The following is a 3,384-nucleotide window of genomic DNA, read 5'->3' as shown; positions in this document are numbered from 1 at the left end:
CGCGACCGCCTGCCCGAGGCCGCGGCCCGCGCCGGTCACCGCGGCGCACCGGCCGGTCAGGTCGAAGGGCGAGCTCGTCACAGGTCGTCCACCGCCACGGGGCTGAGGTCGGTGTAGACGTTGTTCTCGCCCGCCATGGCCCAGATGAAGGCGTACGAGCCGGTGCCGGCCCCGGCGTGGATCGACCACGGCGGGGAGATGACGGCCTCGCGGTTGCGGAGCACCAGATGGCGGGTCTCGCCGGGCTTGCCCATGAAGTGGAAGACGCGGTCGCTCTCGTCGAGGTCCACGTAGCAGTAGATCTCGGTGCGGCGATCGTGCAGGTGCGGCGGGAACGTGTTCCACACCGAGCCGCTGGCGATGACCGTGACCCCGAACTGGAGCTGGGCGGTCTTGACGTCCTGGCCCCACACGTACCGGAAGAGGTTGCGCTCGTTGGCCGCCTCGGCCGAGCCCAGCGCGACCGGCTCCACCTCGCTGTGCCGCAGCACCTGGGTCGGGTAGGCGGTGTGCGCCGGCGCGGACACGAAGTAGTAGGCGGCGTCGGTGCCGGCGAAGGTGACCTCGCTCCCCCGGCCGACGAACAGGCCGTCGAGGTGCTCCAGCTCGAACTTCTCGCCGTCGACGACGACATGGCCCGCGCCGCCCACGTTGATGACGCCGAGCTCGCGGCCCTCGAGGTGGCTGGCGGTGCCGAGCACGTCCGTCCAGGCCGGGAGGCCGACCTCGCCGTCGGCCGGGACGGCCCCGCCGACGAGCAGCCGGTCGTCGTGGGTGTACGTGCCCCGGACCTCGCCGCTGACGAAGAGGTCTGAGACGAGGAAGCTCTCCCGCAGGTCCGCGGTGGTTGCCGTCTCCGCGCTGGCGGGAGATGTCGAGTATCGAACCTGGATCACGTAGCTGCCCCTCGGTCGGTCTGGCGAATCGCGTTCGTCTGTGAACTGCGTTCGTCTATGTGAACTGGTCCGAAGATAGACGTGACCCGGGTCACGGGTCAAGGGGCGGAAACCTGTCCATGTATGCGAACTCGCGGTACTGTCGTATTCACCCCCGGGTCAGTTCCCGGGTACCCACACGTACGACCGGCAGGACCAGAGGAGAGCGTTAATGCAGCTGCAGAAGGAGTTCCAGACGACCGGTACCACGGAGACCGGTCCGGTGAAGTCGGCGGCGCGCGCCCTGGACCTGCTCGACGACATAGCCGCGAACGGCCCCGGAACCCAGCTGCAGCTCTCGACGCGCCTCAGCATCCCGAAGAGCAGCCTGCACGCGCTGCTGCGCACCATGACCGACCGGGGCTGGCTGCAGACCGACCCGACCGGCACCGTCTACCAGCTCGGCATCCACTCCCTCGTCGTCAGCTCCGCCTACCTGGACGGCGACCCCGTGCTGGCCCGCGCCACGGCTGTGCTCGACGAGGTGGCCGCCGCCACGCAGGAGACGGTGCACCTGGGCCGCCTCGACGGCGCCGACGTCATCTACACCGCCAAGCGCGAGTCCGTGCACCCGCTGCGCATGCACTCCGCCGTCGGACGCCGCCTCCCGGCGTACGCCACGTCGCTGGGGCGGGCCCTGCTCGCGGAGATGCCGGCCGAGTCCCGGGGCGACCTGGTGCCCGAGTCGATCGCCGCGATCACGCCGAACACCACCACCGACAAGGCCGCCGTGCTGGAGATCATCGACCGCGCGGCCTACCAGGGCTACGCGACCGAGAGCGAGGAGTCGTGCATGGGCGTGCGCTGCTTCGGCGTGGCGCTCCCGTTCAGCAACCACGCCGTGGACGCCATGAGCGTCGCGGTGCCGATCAGCAGGCTCGGCGACGGGCGCGAGGACCTCATCATCGAGACCCTGCTCAGCGTCCGGTCGCGGCTGGCGGCGGTGCAGGGCAACAGCATGGTGCGCTGAGCGGGTACGCCGAACGGTGCGCTGAGAGGTGCGGCCCGCGGGGGCGCCGACGACGCCCCCGCCCCGCCGCTCCCGTGTACTCTCCTGGAGCATGGAGTCCGGCCTCGCGCCGGGGGTCCGCGGCACTCTGACCTGCATCTGGACTGCATCTGGACTGCCTTCGAACTGCACCTGACCCGGCACCGCGAGCGCGAGGAGCACTCCATGACGGACGGCACGAGGACGGCCGGCGTGGTCGGCCTGGGGTTCATGGGCGCCTCGCTCGGTGCGGCGCTGCGCGGGGCGAGCGGCATCGGGCGGGTGGTCGGCTACGACAGCTCCGCCGACGCACGGGCCCAGGCACTGGACGGCGCGCACGTCGACGAGGTGCTGGACACCGCCGCCGACGTCGCGCGCGCAGCGGACCTGCTCGTGCTGTGCACGCCGGTGCAGCAGATCATCACCTACCTGACCGAGCTCGGACCGCTCCTGCGCCCCGGCACGGTCGTGCTGGACATCGGCAGCACCAAGTCGGCGGTCACCGAGGCGATGGACAAGCTCCTGCCCGACGACGTCGTGCCGATCGGCGGGCACCCGATGACCGGTCCCGCCACCGCAGGCACCGACAGCCCCACCGCGCGGGTCTTCGGCGGCCGTGTCTTCCTGCTCACCCCCACGCCGCGCACCGATCCCGCCGTGACCCGGTGGTGCACCGGCCTGCTGGAGGAGATCGGCGCCCGGGTCGAGGTGCTGGAGCCCGCGCGGCACGACCGGCTCGTCGCCGTCGTCAGCCACCTGCCCCGGATCCTGCCCCTGCCGCTGCTCGAGCTCGCGGACAAGGACCCCGACCCGATGCTCGCCGAGCTGCCCGCGGGCGGCTTCCGCGAGAGCACACGGAAGGCCACGGAGAACATCGACATGTGGGCGGACGTGCTGGTCACGAACACCGACCACGTCGTCGAGGCCCTCCGGCGCTACGCGCGCGAGGTCGAGCTGGTGGCCGACCGCGTGGCCGAGAGCGACCCCGCGGCCCTGCGCGAGCTGCTGACGACGGCGGACCACCGCTGGACCACGCTCTTCGAGGCCGAATGACGAAGATCTTCATCTCGTACCGACGGGACGACACCCGCGACGAGAGCCTGCGGTACTACCGCCACCTGCGAGACCACTACCCGGCGGTGTTCCTCGACACGGAGGACGTCCCGCCCGCCACCGCGTTTCCCGACGTGCTCAGGGACGCGATCCGTGACGCCGACCTGGTGCTGGCCGTGATCGGCCCACGCTGGGCGGGCGGCGACCGCATCGGCGACCCGGCGGACTTCGTGCGGCAGGAGATCGAGCACGCCCTCGACCACGGCAAACGGGTGCTGCCCGTGCTGGTGCGGGGCGCCGGGCTCCCGGATCCGGACGGGCTCCCCGCGTCGCTCCGCCCGCTGACCGAGCGCCAGGCCGTGCCGGCCGACGGGGCCGACCTCGCCTGGCTCGTGCCGACGATCGAAC

At 71.7% G+C, this 3,384-nt stretch carries 4 protein-coding genes; 3 read left to right on the top strand and 1 reads right to left on the bottom strand.

Annotation, left to right across the window (positions count from 1 at the left end; all coding sequences use genetic code 11):
* Positions 1-77: 77 nt before the first annotated feature.
* On the bottom strand, positions 78-896 hold the full coding sequence (kduI, locus tag PROKR_RS27100; RefSeq protein WP_036969989.1) for a 5-dehydro-4-deoxy-D-glucuronate isomerase: 819 nt from the start codon (positions 894-896) through the stop codon (positions 78-80).
* Between the two features lie 211 nt (positions 897-1,107).
* On the opposite strand from kduI, the gene PROKR_RS27095 reads away from it, so the two are divergent.
* From PROKR_RS27095 to PROKR_RS27085, 3 genes are all read left to right on the top strand, one after another.
* Positions 1,108-1,905 (top strand): IclR family transcriptional regulator, encoded by a 798-nt coding sequence (locus tag PROKR_RS27095; RefSeq protein ID WP_051433419.1) that lies wholly within the window; start codon positions 1,108-1,110, stop codon positions 1,903-1,905.
* Between the two features lie 204 nt (positions 1,906-2,109).
* Positions 2,110-2,976: a prephenate dehydrogenase gene (locus PROKR_RS27090; RefSeq protein ID WP_036969986.1), complete on the top strand. Its 867-nt coding sequence runs from the start codon at positions 2,110-2,112 to the stop codon at positions 2,974-2,976.
* The coding region (locus tag PROKR_RS27085; RefSeq protein WP_157602774.1) for a toll/interleukin-1 receptor domain-containing protein at positions 2,973-3,384 on the top strand (412 nt) is incomplete at its 3' end. The genes PROKR_RS27090 and PROKR_RS27085, both read left to right, overlap by 4 nt.

The organism is Promicromonospora kroppenstedtii DSM 19349 (assembly GCF_000515355.1).
In the GTDB taxonomy this organism is placed as follows: domain Bacteria; phylum Actinomycetota; class Actinomycetes; order Actinomycetales; family Cellulomonadaceae; genus Promicromonospora; species Promicromonospora kroppenstedtii.
Note: the sequence above shows the minus strand (reverse complement) of the source record. Positions and strands in the feature narration are given on the sequence as shown.

What these genes read in the sequence shown, in the direction of transcription:
- PROKR_RS27095 (WP_051433419.1), top strand. Translation starts at nt 1,108, where the DNA reads ATGCAGCTGCAGAAGGAGTTCCAGACGACCGGTACCACGGAGACCGGT.
- PROKR_RS27090 (WP_036969986.1), top strand. Translation starts at nt 2,110, where the DNA reads ATGACGGACGGCACGAGGACGGCCGGCGTGGTCGGCCTGGGGTTCATG.